Here is a 14,014-nt window from a genome sequence, read left to right as displayed (position 1 = left end):
GCCTGGACGCTCCCGTCCTGGTGAGCTTGGGCCGCCGACGAACGATCTCGTGAGTGGGGTGGGCCATGCCCGAAACGGACTGGGTGACCAGGCGGAACGGCGACGGCGTACCTGCGGTGCGCTACCAGCCGGGAGAGCGGGAGGGGCGGCCCTGGGCCGACCTGTTGGAGGTCCTGGACGACTCGGTGGACGCGGCGGAGTTCGTCCGCGCCGAGCTGCCCGGGTGGGTGGTCTCCGGCCCTCCCGAGCTCGGAGAGCGCCTGCTGGAGCGGGGCGCCCGGCGGCTGCGGCACGCCCACACCTTCCGGCGCGACCTGCGCGCCGACCCCCCGCCCGCCGACTGGGCCGGGGCGCCGCTGCGCGAGGGCCTGCGGGCGGTGCCCTGCGACCGCGCGCCCGAGGAGCTGCTGGAGTCCTGGCGGGCCGCCTTCCACCCCGACCACGTGGACCACTTCCGCGGTGACGACACCCAGGCGCTCGCCGAGCGGATCGGCCCGCTGCTCGCCGGGAGGGCCATCGGTCCGGTGCTGCCCTCCAGCCTGCTCGCCGTGGACGCCGAGGACCGGGTGGTCGCCGGGGCCGTGCTCACCGACCGCGACGGCCTGCCGTGGGTCGCCGAGGTCTACCGCCACCCGCGGCGCGGCTACCGCGGCCTCGGCGCCGAGCTGCTGCGCCGGGCGATCGCCGACGCCGCCGAGCGCGGGCTGGCCGAGGTGCACCTGACGGTGTCCGAGGGCAACCCGGCCCGCCGCGTCTACGAGTCGCTGGGCTTCCTGCTGCAGGAGACCTCGCTGACCGTGATCGTGCCGGACGCCGGCTAGCGACCGAGGCCCTGGGTTCCAACGGCTCACGGCTCAGGACTCACGGCTCACGGCTCACGGCCGGGCGAGTTCCAGGACGGTGATCCCGCCCAGGACGGTGAGCGCGGCGGTCAGCCGCAGCCGCCCGAGGCGCTCCCGGAACACCACCGTGGCGATCAGCGCGGCGATCACGATGCTGGTCTCGCGCAGCGCCGCGACCGTCGCCAGATTGCCCCGGGACTGCGCCCAGACCACCAGGCCGTACGCCGTCAGGGAGAGCACCCCGCCCGTGATCCCCAGCGGCAGCACCCTGCGCACCCCGGTGAACAGGGTGCTGCCGCGCCGGGCCCAGACGATCAGCGCGAGCGTCGGCCCCTGGAGCAGGAACAGCCAGGCCACATAGCCGCCGACCGTCCCGGCGTGCCGGACACCGCTGCCGTCCAGCACCGTGTACCCGGCGATCATCACGCCGGTACCGGCTGCGGCCCCGAGTGCGGGCAGCTGCGCCCGCCCGGGTATGCCCCGGGCGAAGGCCAGCCCGATCAGGCCGCAGGAGATCACCACCACGCCCACCAGCTCACCCGCCCCCAGGTGCTGGCCGAGCAGGGTGACCGACAGCAGCGCGACCAGCATCGGCGCCGAGCCGCGGGCGATCGGGTACATCTGCCCGAAGTCGCCCAGCTGGTACGCCCGCAGCAGCAGGACCGTCGAGATCGTCTGGACCACCGTCGAGGCCAGCAGGTACGGCCAGGCCGCGGCGGCCGGCAGCGGACTCCGACGACCCGGCCGCCCGGGCGCTCGCCGACACCCTCCAGGGCCGCCCGGGCGGCCCTGGAGGGCATCACCGCCACGCTCGGCCCGGACGACCTGCGGGTAGCGGCCGAGCTGCTGGACAACGCCCCCCGGGTGCTCCTGGTCGGCACCGGGCTGTCCGGTGCGGTGGTGCTCGACCTCGCCTACCGGCTGCGCGCACTACGTCTACTAGAGGCGCTACGTCCACTGGAGGAAGCGCCCGTGAGCAGGCTAGGAGCGGGGGCCGTGCGTGCCCTCGACCCTGGCGCCGCGCACCACGACCATGGTCAGGCCCACCGCGACCAGCAGCTCCGCCCAGAAGAACGCCGCGTAGTCCAGCAGCGAGCCGATCGGCGGGTAGCCGGGTGCGGCGTTGCGCATGCCGACCAGGGCGAACAGGGTCGCCGCCATCCAGCCCAGCGCGGGCCAGATGATGCCGCGCCGCTGCCGCACGATCAGCCAGGCCGCCAGCAGCACCGCCAGGGCCAGCGCCCACATCGCCGCCATCATGAACCAGGCCAGGATGAAGGTGCTGCGCGGGCGGCTGATCCGCTCGGTGACCGCGACGCCGTTGCCCTCGTTCAGCGTCGCGGTCTGCTTGAAGGCGAAGAAGGGGTCGCCTTCCTCCAGCCCGATCACCAGCGGGACGGACCGCCCGCCGGCGGTGGCCCGGAAGCCGATGATCGCGCCGTAGTGGTCGAAGGGGTAGTCCGACACCCGTCCGTCGAACAGGCTGAACGTCACGGCGCTGGAGCCGATCTGCTGGCCCGCCGGATACCTGAGCGTGGTCTGCTCCAGCGAGGTGGTCTCCAGCACCACGTCCCCGGCGGGCACCAGCAGGCTCTCCGCCACATGCAGGGAGCCGTGGGGCTGCACCAGGACCTTGGCGGTGACGGTCTGCGCGGCCGCGTCCACGCGCTGGAGCACCGCGTCGACCTCCAGGAAGTCCGGGCCGGGCGCGGTGGCGCCCGCCACCTGGGCGTGGCTGCGGCTGGAGCGCTCGTTGAAGTAGAGCAGCAGCCCGGCGGCCACCGACAGCGCGATCGCCACCACCACGGCGTACGCCCGCCAGGGCCGGACCTTCGGCCGGACGGCGCCCGCGACGGAACCACGCGCCCGGGCGTGGATCCGGACCCGGGGGCGGGCCGTGGGGCGCGACGGCCGGACCACCCGGCGGTACGGCGGTGTCCGGCGCTGCGGCGGCGTGCTCATCGACCTGCTCCCACGGTCGGCGGCGGCACCCGCTGCCGCCCGTCCTGCCAGCGTCCGCACGTCGCCCCCTCCCCCGCAACCGGGGCAAACCGGTCGGGGCCTGCCCGGAGCTCGGGAAAGCCGCTGGTCGGAGGTGCTGTGTAGGCTCAATACCCATGGTGAGGGTGACACGGGACGATGTGGCGCGGGCGGCGGGGACGTCTACGGCAGTCGTGAGTTATGTGATCAACGACGGACCCCGGCCGGTGGCGCCGGCCACCCGGGCCCGGGTGCTCGCCGCGGTCGAGGAGCTCGGCTACCGCCCCAACCGGGTCGCCCAGGCGATGGCGCGGCGGCGGACCGATCTGCTCGGCATGGTCGTGCCGGACGCCCGGCAGCCCTTCTTCGCCGGGCTCGCCCACGCCGTCGAGCAGGCCGCCACCGAGCACGGCCGGCTGCTGCTGATCGGCAACTCCGACTACGCCGACGAGCGTGAGGCTCACTACATCCGCGCCTTCCTCGGCATGCAGGTGGACGGCCTGATCCTGGTCACCCAGGACCCGGCCACCTCCGGGCTGACCGGCTTCGACTCGGCCGACGGCACCCCGGTCGTCCTGCTGCACCACCGCGCGGAGAGCGCCGACGGCGTGGCCGTGGTGGCGGACGACGAGGGCGGCGCCCGCGCGGTGGTCCGCCACCTGCTCGACCACGGCCACGCCGAGGTGCACTGCTTCGGCGGCACCCTGGCTCTCAGCCCGCTCGACCCGGTCACCGGGCGGACGGCCGGCTGGGCCGCGGCGCTGGCCGACGCCGGGCTGTCCCCCGAGGGGCGGCTCACCCAGGCACCCTTCGACCGGGTCCGGGCGCACGCCGAGGCGCTCACCCTGCTGAGCCGACCCGACCGGCCGTCCGCCGTGTTCTGCGCGACGGACGACCAGGCGATAGGCCTGCTGCGGGCCGCCGACGACCTCGGCATCCGGGTGCCGGAGGACCTCGCGGTGGCCGGCTTCGACGACATCGCCGAGGCGGTGATCGCCGGACCGGCGCTGACCACCGTCACCACCGCGCAGGACGCGATGGCCCGGGCCGCGCTGGAACTCGTCCTCGGCGGGCCGGAGCGCCGCGCCGCCGGGGCCCGGACCTTCCCGGCCGAGCTGGTGGTGCGACGCTCCTGCGGCTGCCCGGCCCCCGGCCGGGCAGCCAGCCTGACGTAACGTCAACGCCATGGGCCGGTGGGTCAGTTCAGCTGGAACGTGGCCTCGACCGGGTAGTGGTCGCTGGGCGCGTTGGTGTCCAGCTGGCCCGGCGTCCAGCCGGCCTGGGGGTCGAAGTCGACCTTGACGTTGGACATCCCGGCCGGCACCGGGCGGCCCGGGGCGTTGAGGTAGCCGATGTAGTCGAGGTCGTCCCGGTAGTCCGTCGGGAAGGTCTCGACGCCCGCCATGTACTGGCACCAGGAGGAGACCGGACAGTCCATGGTGGTGCGGTCCTGGCTCGCGTCGGTGGCCGGGGTGCCGAGCACGCCGTTCACCGCGTTCTGGGCGTTGGTGTAGTCGCCGCGGCTCTGGCCGTGGAAGTACTCGACGTTGAGGTCGCCGCCGATCAGCACCGGCGCGCTGCTGCCGACGATCCCGTCGACCCAGGCGCGGATCTCGGCGAGCTGGCCGAGCCGGGTGGACTGGGTGGTGTCGGTGGAGACGTCCGACTCGTCGGCCTGCAGGTGGGTGCCGACCACCCAGGAGGTGTTGCCGCCCTTGTTGACCTGCACCAGCGCCGCGCCCTTGTTGGCGTGGTAGTCCCAGGTGCCGTAGGTGGAGTTGCTGAAGACGTGGGCGTACTGGGCGGTGATCGGGTACTTGGAGAGGATCATCGTGCCGCCGTTGATGACGAACCACGAGCTGGAGCAGTTGCCGCTGATGCCGGTCCAGCCGCCGCCGGAGCAGGTCTGGCCGACCACCGGGGTGCGGTACGGGTAGAGGTCGGCGAGCTTGCTGTTGATGTCGGCGGTCGAGCTGTTGTTGAACTGCTCGTCCAGGATGACCACATCGGCGTTGTGCTGACGGACGATCTGCTCGACCACCGGGGTGCGGCGGGCGGCCTGCTCGTTCTGGGTGCTGTCGACGATGGCGGTGCCGAGGTCGACGTTGAAGGCGAAGACGGACAGCGCGGTCGGGCCCGCCGAGGTGGTGGCGGAGGCGGTCGGGGCGGTGCCACCGAGCAGCAGTGCGGCGGCGGCCGCCGAGGTGAGGGCGGTGGCCGTGCGACGCGAGAGCATGGGCGTTCTCCTGGGGGATCCGTCAATCCGGTGGGGCCCGGCGCCGGGGTGACCGGCCGCCGGGGATTGGCGGGGGAACGCTAGCTACCGCTCGGTACTACGGGAAGAACGCCAGGCGATCAGTTCCGGCAGATCGCGTGGCCATGAGATGTCTGTACAGCTCTGGACGGGTGGACGACAAGATGTCTGTACACCCTCGCACCCGGCGATCGGGGTCCGGCGAACCGCCGTCAGCCGTCCAACAGTTCGTCCGCGAGCAGATCCATCAGCAGATTGTCGTGCCAACTGCCGTCCGGGCCGCGCTCGTACTGGCGCATGGTGCCCACCGGGCGGAAGCCGACCTTGGCGTAGCAGCGGATCGCGGCCGCGTTGTCCGCGGCCGGGTCGATCACCAGCCGGTGGTAGTGGTGGTCGTGCACCAGGTGCCGGGCCATCACGCGGACGGCGTCGGTGCCCAGGCCCAGGCCGTGCACCGACGGGTCCAGGTAGAGGTCCATCCCGGCGTGCCGGTACTCGTCGTCGTTGTTGGCGTACCACTGGATGGCGCCGACCACCTTGCCGCCCAGGTCGATCGCGAAGGTCTCGGTGTCGGGCGATTCCAGGTCCCCCGCGACCTCGTCGGCCAGGTCGTCGCCGCCGCGCCAACGGGCGAACACCTCGGGCGTGCTGCGGATCGCCACCAGCGCCGGGATGTCGTCCTCGGTGGCCGGGCGGAGGGTGACCAGGGTGCCGTGCAGAATCGTCCCCATATGGGGCATGTTGGCACGGAATCCGTTCCGCGGCGAGCGGTTTGACCGCGCCGCCCGGGCCTTCGACCGCGTTGCCCGCACCCCGCGCGACCAGGGATGATGCTCCGCCGTGACACACCTCATCATCATCGTCCTGGTCGTGGCGATCTCCGCCGCCGTGACCAGGGCCAGGAAGTCCAAGGCCACCACCTGGGCGCAGAGCGATTTCGACGCCGCGGCCTACGGCCTCGTCCCGCGCGAGCGGCTCGACCCGCACCGGGGCGGCCCGCCGCCGGCCCCGCACCGCCGCAAGGAGTCGCAGGCGATAGCCGACGCGGCCTGGGCCGGGAACTGGCGGCCCGCCGCCGAGTACGTCGAGGCCGCCGGGCAGGACTGGGACGAGCGCTGGTCCCGGCTGGAGCTGCTGGACTCGATCGCCGGCCAGGACGACGCCTGGCTCAAGGCCTGGCGCGCGGCCGACCCGGGCCACTGCGACGCGTCGGCCCTGGAGGCCAGCCGGATGGTGCACGCGGCGTGGGAGATCCGGGGCAGCAAGTACGCCCACGAGGTGCCCGAGGAGGACATGAACGCCTTCCGGACGATGCTGCCCGCCGCCATCGAGGCGGCCAAGCGGGCCTCGCTGCTCGACCCGGCCAACCCGGCGCCCTGGGTGGTCATGGTGACCGCGGCGCGCGGCGCCCAGTACCAGCCCGAGCAGTTCGAGGAGCTGTGGCGCGGCCTGATCGAGCGGGCGCCGTTCCACTACGCCGGCCACCTCCAGGCGCTGCAGTACTGGTGCGCCAAGTGGTTCGGCTCGGACCGGAAGATGACGGCCTTCGCCGAGAAGGCGATGGACGCGGCCCCGGCCGGCAGCCCGCTGGCCGGCGTCTACCTGTTCGCGCTGCACGAGCTGGAGCTGCGCAAGACCCTCGGCGGGCTGACCAGCGACGCGACCCAGCGCCGACTGAAGCAGGTGGCCGCCTCGCTGGCGCAGGTCCGGCCGGACGACCAGCGGCTGACCATGCTGCGGCACCTGCTCGCCGCCTACGCGGGCCGGGCGGAGCTGTACGACGTCGCGCTGGAGCAGTTCCGGGCGATCGGCCCGTACTGCGGCTGCAAGCCGTGGACCGAGGCCGACGACCCGGTGGCCGCCTTCGAGCTGGCCCGCGGGGCGGCCGTGCGGCTCTCCGGAGCGCAGCCGCTGCCGCCGGAGCTGCGGCCCAAGGCGGCTCGCCCGTAAGGGCGTTGGGGGCTACCCGGCGGGCCGGGCCTGGGCCGGGGCGCCGAGCGGTCCGAGCCAGACGGCGGTGACGGCACTGACGTAGCGGGCGCCGCAGTGGTCGTCGGGGACGACCAGCTGCGGGCCGGTGGTGTCCAGCGGGGCGCCGTCCATGCTGGTGGCGAGGAGGATCCGGCGGCCGCCGAAGTCCGGGTCGATCTCGGCCCAGGAGACCACGGCCCGGTGGCCGTCGGCGCCGACCACGTTGAGCAGGAAGCGCAGCCGCTGCTTGCGGCCGGAGAAGTCGATCCGGGGCCGGGCGGCGAGCAGGACGTCCAGCAGGGCCGGGCCCTCGTAGCCGTGGCGCTGCTCGCCCTCGGTCCGGCAGTCGAAGCTGACCTCGACCCGGTGCGCGGGGAGGGTGCGCAGTTGCTCGACGGTCAGCTCGGCGGGCTCGTCGAGGTGGCCGTGCAGCCGGACGGTGGGTCTCCCCGGGGTCATGGTGCTCCCTTCTCCCGGGCCGCGTCGCTGCGGCCCGGGAGATGGGTACCCGAGGGGGAGCCCGGGCATTCGCAGTTGCGGCGCCGAATGCCTTCTTTCATCGGCAGCTGCGATGAATCGAAGGTATTTCAGCTCGCAACTGCGAGTCCTCGTGCGGGGCGCGCCGGAGGAGACGGCTCGGCGCGCCCCGCACCCATTGGAGCAGCCCGGCAATCGGGTGGACGACTGGTTCCGGGCACCAGCCGCAAGCCCTTTCGCTGGATGATCCGACAAGAAGGTTCACGGTCTCTCGGCTGGCATTTACGATGCGATTAAGGCCTTCGTCCTCGCATGTGCGAGAGATGCGGGTGCGACGTACCACCGCGACACCCGGGCGAGAGCGAGCGAGAGATGATCGTCGGAGACCTGCTGCACCTCGACGACCCCACGGAGCCCACCCCGGAAACCGGCGGAAAATTCTTCCCGGCGGGTGTCGATCCGTCGCCCGCCCGATCGACGCAGGGGTGAGAGGCGGGGAGGGACCCCGCCCGCACGACCGAGGAGTCACCGTGCCGCGCTTCATGACGCTGATCCGCATCGACGAGAACGCCCGCGACGGCTGGGAGCCGGACCCGGGCTTCGAGCAGCGGATGGGGGCGCTGTTCGAGGAGATCACCGAGGCCGGGGTGATGCTGGAGACCGCCGGGCTGACCCCGACCGCCGAGGGCACCCGGCTGACCTGGGCCGACGGGAAGATCGGCTACACCGACGGGCCGTTCACCGAGACCAAGGAGGTGGTCGGCGGCTACGCGATCCTGCAGTGCAAGGACAAGGCCGAGGCCCTGGAGTGGACCCGCCGCTTCCTGCGGACCCACCCGGCGACGTGGGCCGTCGAGGCGGAGGTCCGGCAGATCGACGAGATGCCGCAGCCCCCGCAGTAATCGCCGGAACCGCCGTGGGAGCCGGAACCGCCGTGGCAGTGTTTGCCTCCCTCTCCGCCGACTGCTCTGATGGGTGGCCGTGACGGAGAGGGAGGCGGCGGCGGCCGTCGAGGCGGTGTTCCGGATCGAGTCCGCGCGGATCATCGCCGGGGTCGCCCGGATCGTCCGGGACGTGGGCATCGCCGAGGAGCTGGCGCAGGACGCGCTGGTGACCGCGCTGGAGCAGTGGCCGCGCGACGGCGTCCCGGACAATCCGGGCGCCTGGCTGACGGCCACCGCCAAGCGGAGGGCGATCGACCTGGTGCGCCGCCGGGAGGTCTACGCCCGCAAGCTCGCCGAGGTGGGGCGGTCGGTGGAGGACGTGCCGCCGCCGGAGCCGGTCGGGCCGGACGACATCGACGACGACCTGCTGCGGCTGATCTTCACCGCCTGCCACCCGGTGCTGTCGGCGCGGGCCCGGATCGCGCTCACCCTGCGGCTGCTCGGCGGGCTGACCACCCCGGAGATCGCCCGCGCCTTCCTGGTGCCCGAGGCGACGGTGGCGCAGCGGATCGTCCGGGCGAAGCGGGCGCTGGCGAAGGCGGACGTGCCCTTCGAGGTGCCGTACGGCGACGACCGGGCGCAGCGGCTCTCCTCGGTGCTGGAGGTCATCTACCTGATCTTCAACGAGGGGTACTCGGCCACTGCCGGGGACGACCTGCTGCGCCCGCAGCTGTGCGAGGACGCACTGCGGCTGGCCCGGGTGCTGGCCGCGCTGATGCCCGCCGAGCCGGAGGCGCACGGGCTGGCCGCGCTGCTGGAGTTCCAGGCCTCGCGGACGGCCACCCGGACCGGGCCGGACGGGCGGCCGGTGCTGCTGGCCGAGCAGAACCGGGCCCGCTGGGACGGGCTGCTGATCCGGCGCGGCTTCGACGCGCTCCAGCTGGCGGGCGCCGGGCCGTACTCGGTGCAGGCCGCGATCGCCGCCTGCCACGCGAAGGCGCGGCGGTACGAGGACACCGACTGGGCCACGATCGCCGCGCTGTACGGGCGGCTGCTCGTGCTGACGCCCTCGCCGGTGGTGGCGCTGAACCGGGCGGTGGCCGTCTCGATGGCCCAGGGACCGGCCGCCGCACTGGAGTTGGTGGACGCGCTGGCGGCGAAACCGGCCCTGCGCGACTACCACCTGCTGCCGAGCGTACGGGGTGATCTGCTGGCCCGGCTGGGGCGGGCGGCGGAGGCCAGGGCGGAGTTCGAGCGGGCGGCGGAGCTGACCCGCAACGAGCGGGAGCGGGAGCTGCTGCGGGAGCGGGCGGCCTCGCTGGGGAACCGACCCGCTGGAGACTGACTCGCCGAGGAGCCGACTCGCCGGGGAACTACGGGGTTTCGTCCTGGCGCAGTCGGGCGCTGACCGCACCGAGGCCCTCGGCGAGGACGGCCAGTTGCTCGCGGGTGAGCACGTCGATCAGCAGCTCGCGCACCAGGGCGACGTGCCCGGGGGCGGCCTGGCGGATCATCTCCCGGCCCCGGTCGGTGAGTTCGGCGATGACGCCGCGCACGTCGCTGGGGCAGGAGCGGCGGGCGACCAGGCCCATCCGCTCCAGCTGGGTGACCTGGTAGGTCAGTCCGCTCTTGGAGGTGACCAGCTTGTCGGCCAGCTCGGTCATCCGCAGCGAGTCGCCCGGGGCGGCGGACAGGTGCACCAGGATCTCGTACTGCTGGTGCGAGAGCCCGGAGTCGTCCTTGAGCTGGCGCTCCAGCCGGCGGTTGAGCAGGTTGCTCGCCACGACGAAGCCCCGCCAGGCGGCCATCTCGTCCTGGTCGAGCCAGCGGGGTTCGTTCAGTGAGGACATGGGGCCAAGCCTACTCCCGTTGTTCAAATTCGAACGAAGGTGTACCGTCGAACGCAGAGGTTCAAATTTGAACTATCCCCGTCATCCGAGCCCCGATTCCCGGTCCGGTCCCGGTCCGGTCCCGAGGAGGACGCCATGAGCCCCGCGGCCCCCGAGCGCATGCCCGCCCTGTACCTCTCGCACGGCGCGCCGCCGCTCGCCGACGACCCGGTCTGGCCGGGCGAGCTGGCCGCCTGGTCGGCCGACCTGCCGCGCCCCAAGGCCGTCCTGATGGTCTCCGCCCACTGGGAGGAGGCCCCACTGGCCGTCGGCGCCGTCACCACCGTCCCGCTGGTCTACGACTTCTGGGGCTTCCCCGAGCACTACTACCGGGTGCAGTACGCCGCCCCCGGCGCGCCGGAGCTCGCCGAACGCGTGCGCAAGCTGCTGCGCGCCCCCGGCACACCCGTCCAGGACATCCCCGACCGGGGCCTCGACCACGGCGCGTACGTGCCGCTGGTGGAGATGTTCCCGGAGGCCGACATCCCGGTGCTGCAGATCTCCATGCCCACCCTCGACCCCCAGCACCTGCTGGAGATCGGCCGCCGGCTCGCCCCGTTGCGTGACGAGGGCGTGCTGATCATCGGCAGCGGCTTCTTCACCCACAACCTGCGGGCGCTCAGCAACGACGGCCGGGTCACCTCGGTGATGGCCGAGTTCGACGACTGGGGCAGGCGCGCCCTGGACGCCCACGACCTGGACGCGCTGCTCGACTTCGAGCACAAGGCCCCGGCCGGGCGCCTGGCCCACCCGCGCACCGAGCACTTCGCCCCGCTGTTCGTCACCCTCGGCGCCGGTGAGGCCGACCTCGGCAGCCAGCGCAGCGTCATCGACGGGTTCTGGATGGGGCTGGCCAAGCGGTCGATCCAGCTGGGCTGACCGAGGGCTACAGCGAGCAGCAGGTGAAGCGCTCACCGATGTGCTCGGGCTGCTCGATCTCGTCCACCAGGGCGACCGCGTAGTCCGGCACCGAGATCCGGCTGCGGCCCTCGGAATCGGTGAGCAGCTGCTCCAGGCCGGTCCGGTAGCGGCCGGTCCGCTCCCCCGGGCCGATCTCGGCGGACGGGCTGAGCACCGTCCAGCGGATGTCGGAGACCGTCCGGTAGTAGTCCAGCGCCGCGCCGTGGGCGTGCATGATCTGCAGGAGCGGCTCCGGCAGGCCCGGGGTGTCCCAGACCCGAACGCCCGGCGCGGTCTCCAGGCTGCCCGCGCCGCCGACCGCGACCAGCCGGGGCGCCCCGTCGCCGAGCGCGCGCAGGCCCTCGACCAGGGAGCGGGCGGCGGGTTCGATCAGCGCCAGGTGGCCGGGGCCGTCACCGCCGCCGACGGCGCTGACCAGGACGTCCTGGCCGCCTGCGACCCGGGCCACGTCGGCCGGGTCCAGCACGTCGGCGCGCTCCACGAAGGCGGCTTCGCCCCGGTAGCGGTCCGGGTCGCGGACCACGGCGGTGAGCTCGTGCCCACGGGCCGCCGCCTCCGCGACGACGGCGTTGCCGATGCTGCCGTTGGCGCCGATCACGGCGATTCTGGCCATGGGATACCTGCCTGGTTGCTCGTGTCGGGGGGATGGCGTCAGACAGGGTCGATTATCGGACTTGCGTCCGGTGGCGGCTCGGGGCCTGGGCCTTTCGTGTGACGGTCCGTCTCGTGCGACGGCCCGTCTCGTGCGACGGCCCGCCTCGTGCGACAGCCCGTCGAAGGAGTGATCACGCGCAGCGGCGGCACGGCCGCCCGCGCGCGTCCTCGTGGAACCGGCGGGCGGCCGTAGGCGGGTGGTCGGAGCAGGGCGCTCGCTCAGGCGTGCGCGGTGGCGACGCGCTCGGCCTTGCTGCGCTCGACGCAGAACTCGTTGCCCTCGGGGTCGGCCATGGTGATCCAGCCCGTGCCGTCCGGCCGGCGGTGGTCGGCCAGCACGGTGGCGCCCAGGGCGACCAGGCGCTCCGCCTCTTCGTCCCGGTCGCGGTCCTGCGGCTGGAGGTCGAGGTGGACCCGGTTCTTCACCGACTTGCCGTCGGGCACCTTGATGAAGAGCAGCGAGGCCCCGGCGGAGTTCACCACCGCCTCCGGGTCTCCCGGGTTGTCGTCGTCGGCCAGGGTCCCGTCCAGCGCCTGCGCCCAGAAGCTCGCCAGGGCGAACGGGTCGGCGCAGTCGATCGTCACATGTCGTACCAGAGAAGCCATGCGCCTACTCTGGCCTGCGCCGTTCGGACGCGTCCAGCCTTTTCCGGGAGTGCCGGTGGCCGTCCAGCGGATACGGCGGGAAGGCCGGGACGATCTCCGCGAAGGCGTAGCCGCTCTTCTCCGCGACCCGGCAGGAGGCGTCGTTGTCGCCCTCGTGCAGCAGGTCGATCCGGAGCAGGCCGTCGCCGGCGAAGGTGTCGAAGGCCCAGGCGGTGAGGGCCTCCACCGCGCGCGGGGCCACGCCCCGGCCGCGCGCCGGGGCCGCCGTCCAGTAGCCCACCTCGGCCGACTCCCCGCCCGGGGCGCCGCGCTTGAGCGCGACGTTGGCGACCAGTTCGCCGGCTTCGAGGACGGCGAAGCTGTACCGGGTGCCGGCCGCCCAGCCCTCGTACTGCAGGCCCAGCCAGTGCGCGGCCTGCTCGGCGTCGGCCACCGGGGTGCGGGTGAAGCGGCGCAGTGTCTCGTCCCGGTAGGCCTCGATCAGAGCCGGGGCATCGGTGTCCTCGAAGGGGCGCAGCAGCAGGCCGTCGGCCGTCGGGTAGGTGGTCACGGCGAGGGTCATCGGAGGCCCTCCCGGTGGAGGGCGTCGGGCCGCTGGTCGCTCATGGGTGGTTTCCCCCTGGGTTCGGAACCGTGCGTTGCGATCTTCCTGACGGACGGTCGGCGGCTCCACCGCGGTTCCGGACCCGTCGTTCGCGACTCCGACAAGCCCGGCTTGACCCTGACGCCGGCGGCAGGGTCGGAGGGTTGTCCGCATGAGCAACGAGAACACGGTGGAGCAGCGGGTCGTGGTGGTCACCGGCGCCGGGACGGGGATCGGGCGGGAGACGGCGCGGGCCTTCGCGGCCGAGGGGGCGCGGGTACTGGCGGTCGGGCGCCGGCCCGGGCCGCTGGCGGAGACGGCGACCGCCTACCCGGGCCTGATCGAGCCGCTGGTCGCGGACGTCACGGGGCCGGAAGCGCCGGAGGCGATCGTCGGGGCGGCGCTGGAGACGCACGGGCGGCTGGACGTGCTGGTCAACAACGCCGGGATCGTACCGAGCGGGCAGGGCCTGGGCAGCTACCACGCGGCGGGTATCGAGGCGTTGCTGGCCGTCAACCTGGTCGCCCCGGTGCTGCTCGGGCAGGCCGCTCTCCCGGCGCTGACCGAGAGCCGGGGCGTGGTGGTCAACGTCAGCACCGCCGTCGGACAGCGCGGCTGGCCGACCAACTCGGTGTACGCGGCGAGCAAGGCCGCACTGGAGACCGTCACCCGCAGCTGGGCGGTCGAACTGGCCCCGCGCGGCGTCCGCGTGGTGGCGGTGGCGCCCGGGGCGATCGACACCCCGATCGGCGACCACTCCGGGTACGGCCCCGAGCAGCTCGCGGCGATCCGCAAGTGGCAGATCGAGCACACCCCGCTGGGCCGGATCGGCCGACCGGCGGAGGTGGCCTGGGCGATCACCCGACTCGCCGCACCGCAGGCCTCCTTCGTGACCGGCGTAGTGTTGTCGGTCGACGGGGGTGCCCTGGTGGGCTAGGCAGTGGGGCGGGCGG

Annotated in this window: 16 protein-coding genes; 7 read left to right on the top strand and 9 right to left on the bottom strand. The window is 73.5% G+C overall.

Going from position 1 to position 14,014, the window contains the following annotated elements; genetic code table 11:
* The first annotated feature begins 65 nt into the window (after positions 1–65).
* Positions 66–821, top strand: coding sequence for a GNAT family N-acetyltransferase (locus tag ACIRYZ_RS30750; RefSeq protein ID WP_402950456.1), 756 nt, complete (start codon positions 66–68; stop codon positions 819–821).
* Between the two features lie 54 nt (positions 822–875).
* Here ACIRYZ_RS30750 and ACIRYZ_RS30745 read toward each other — a convergent pair whose 3' ends face one another.
* Both ACIRYZ_RS30745 and ACIRYZ_RS30740 read right to left on the bottom strand, forming a co-directional pair.
* Positions 876–1,526, bottom strand: a complete 651-nt coding sequence (locus ACIRYZ_RS30745; RefSeq protein WP_402950453.1) for an EamA family transporter — start codon at positions 1,524–1,526, stop codon at positions 876–878.
* Positions 1,527–1,823: 297 nt separating this feature from the next.
* Positions 1,824–2,804 carry a DUF4436 family protein gene (locus ACIRYZ_RS30740; RefSeq protein WP_402950450.1) on the bottom strand — a complete coding sequence of 327 codons (981 nt, stop codon included), beginning with the start codon at positions 2,802–2,804 and terminating at the stop codon, positions 1,824–1,826.
* 155 nt (positions 2,805–2,959) lie between these two features.
* On the opposite strand from ACIRYZ_RS30740, the gene ACIRYZ_RS30735 reads away from it, so the two are divergent.
* Entirely contained in the window at positions 2,960–3,997 is a 1,038-nt protein-coding gene (locus ACIRYZ_RS30735) for a LacI family DNA-binding transcriptional regulator (RefSeq protein ID WP_402950447.1), read from the top strand.
* Positions 3,998–4,020: 23 nt separating this feature from the next.
* On the opposite strand, the gene ACIRYZ_RS30730 is transcribed toward ACIRYZ_RS30735, so the two are convergent.
* Both ACIRYZ_RS30730 and ACIRYZ_RS30725 read right to left on the bottom strand, forming a co-directional pair.
* Positions 4,021–5,058 (bottom strand): sphingomyelin phosphodiesterase, encoded by a 1,038-nt coding sequence (locus tag ACIRYZ_RS30730; RefSeq protein ID WP_402950444.1) that lies wholly within the window; start codon positions 5,056–5,058, stop codon positions 4,021–4,023.
* 230 nt (positions 5,059–5,288) lie between these two features.
* Positions 5,289–5,807, bottom strand: a complete 519-nt coding sequence (locus ACIRYZ_RS30725) for a GNAT family N-acetyltransferase (RefSeq protein WP_380611731.1) — start codon at positions 5,805–5,807, stop codon at positions 5,289–5,291.
* Between the two features lie 109 nt (positions 5,808–5,916).
* On the opposite strand from ACIRYZ_RS30725, the gene ACIRYZ_RS30720 reads away from it, so the two are divergent.
* Positions 5,917–7,026 (top strand): hypothetical protein, encoded by a 1,110-nt coding sequence (locus ACIRYZ_RS30720; protein WP_402950441.1) that lies wholly within the window; start codon positions 5,917–5,919, stop codon positions 7,024–7,026.
* A gap of 12 nt (positions 7,027–7,038) precedes the next feature.
* On the opposite strand, the gene ACIRYZ_RS30715 is transcribed toward ACIRYZ_RS30720, so the two are convergent.
* Positions 7,039–7,506 carry a molybdopterin-dependent oxidoreductase gene (locus tag ACIRYZ_RS30715; RefSeq protein WP_402950439.1) on the bottom strand — a complete coding sequence of 156 codons (468 nt, stop codon included), beginning with the start codon at positions 7,504–7,506 and terminating at the stop codon, positions 7,039–7,041.
* Between the two features lie 548 nt (positions 7,507–8,054).
* On the opposite strand from ACIRYZ_RS30715, the gene ACIRYZ_RS30710 reads away from it, so the two are divergent.
* Together ACIRYZ_RS30710 and ACIRYZ_RS30705 are read left to right on the top strand one after the other, a co-directional pair.
* On the top strand, positions 8,055–8,426 hold the full coding sequence (locus tag ACIRYZ_RS30710; RefSeq protein WP_402950437.1) for a YciI family protein: 372 nt from the start codon (positions 8,055–8,057) through the stop codon (positions 8,424–8,426).
* A 79-nt stretch (positions 8,427–8,505) separates the two neighbouring features.
* Positions 8,506–9,753: an RNA polymerase sigma factor gene (locus ACIRYZ_RS30705; protein WP_402950434.1), complete on the top strand. Its 1,248-nt coding sequence runs from the start codon at positions 8,506–8,508 to the stop codon at positions 9,751–9,753.
* A gap of 28 nt (positions 9,754–9,781) precedes the next feature.
* Here ACIRYZ_RS30705 and ACIRYZ_RS30700 read toward each other — a convergent pair whose 3' ends face one another.
* Positions 9,782–10,249 (bottom strand): MarR family winged helix-turn-helix transcriptional regulator, encoded by a 468-nt coding sequence (locus ACIRYZ_RS30700; RefSeq protein ID WP_402950537.1) that lies wholly within the window; start codon positions 10,247–10,249, stop codon positions 9,782–9,784.
* A gap of 144 nt (positions 10,250–10,393) precedes the next feature.
* Here ACIRYZ_RS30700 and ACIRYZ_RS30695 point away from each other — a divergent pair, with 144 nt between their 5' ends.
* Complete coding sequence (locus tag ACIRYZ_RS30695) at positions 10,394–11,176, top strand: dioxygenase (protein ID WP_402950431.1); 783 nt, start codon at positions 10,394–10,396, stop codon at positions 11,174–11,176.
* A 7-nt stretch (positions 11,177–11,183) separates the two neighbouring features.
* Here ACIRYZ_RS30695 and ACIRYZ_RS30690 read toward each other — a convergent pair whose 3' ends face one another.
* The 3 genes from ACIRYZ_RS30690 to ACIRYZ_RS30680 form a co-directional block, all read right to left on the bottom strand.
* Complete coding sequence (locus ACIRYZ_RS30690) at positions 11,184–11,831, bottom strand: NAD(P)-dependent oxidoreductase (protein ID WP_393034230.1); 648 nt, start codon at positions 11,829–11,831, stop codon at positions 11,184–11,186.
* A 260-nt stretch (positions 11,832–12,091) separates the two neighbouring features.
* Positions 12,092–12,478, bottom strand: coding sequence for a VOC family protein (locus tag ACIRYZ_RS30685; protein WP_387619986.1), 387 nt, complete (start codon positions 12,476–12,478; stop codon positions 12,092–12,094).
* 4 nt (positions 12,479–12,482) lie between these two features.
* Positions 12,483–13,040 (bottom strand): GNAT family N-acetyltransferase, encoded by a 558-nt coding sequence (locus tag ACIRYZ_RS30680; RefSeq protein ID WP_402950429.1) that lies wholly within the window; start codon positions 13,038–13,040, stop codon positions 12,483–12,485.
* A 193-nt stretch (positions 13,041–13,233) separates the two neighbouring features.
* Here ACIRYZ_RS30680 and ACIRYZ_RS30675 point away from each other — a divergent pair, with 193 nt between their 5' ends.
* A complete protein-coding gene (locus ACIRYZ_RS30675; protein WP_402950428.1) occupies positions 13,234–13,998 on the top strand; it encodes an SDR family NAD(P)-dependent oxidoreductase in 765 nt (254 codons plus the stop codon).
* The last annotated feature ends 16 nt before the right edge of the window (positions 13,999–14,014 follow it).

It is taken from the genome of Kitasatospora sp. NPDC101155 (assembly GCF_044768305.1).
In the GTDB taxonomy this organism is placed as follows: domain Bacteria; phylum Actinomycetota; class Actinomycetes; order Streptomycetales; family Streptomycetaceae; genus Kitasatospora.
Note: the sequence above shows the minus strand (reverse complement) of the source record. Positions and strands in the feature narration are given on the sequence as shown.